This window comes from Vibrio sp. 10N.222.47.A9, from assembly GCF_963872585.1.
Classification (GTDB): domain Bacteria; phylum Pseudomonadota; class Gammaproteobacteria; order Enterobacterales; family Vibrionaceae; genus Vibrio; species Vibrio splendidus.
Window position 1 is genome coordinate 1 of record NZ_CAWNBB010000011.1, and the last position, 331, is coordinate 331.

Consider the following 331-nt stretch of genomic DNA (forward strand, 5'->3'; position numbering starts at 1 on the left):
TTTTGAATCCGTCGTGTATACCAATTTCACCATACCGGCATTATCTTGGGGCGTTGCCCTTTCGATGTCTGGCATTATACGTATGCGAACTGATGTGGCAAGTATAAAAACTTGAATTCATGTGTGTTTGCCGATAATTTCGCCACTAAGTCATAAGCTGTGCGTCATGTCTCTTTTCACGCCAAGCCTTAGACTATATTCTGACGCCTAAATTTTTGAAGAAGTAATAACACCATGACATCAACAAACACAATGCCACCAGCAGGAGTAATGCGCCGATTTGGTGCCTTGTTCTATGACGCCCTTATCGTAATCGCTATTGAGATGCTGG

Annotated in this window: 1 pseudogene; it reads left to right on the forward strand. The window is 42.9% G+C overall.

What is annotated here, in order from left to right:
- Window positions 1–234 precede the first annotated feature (234 nt).
- Window positions 235–331: pseudogene (locus tag AACT19_RS01575) on the forward strand (RDD family protein); the annotation flags it as partial.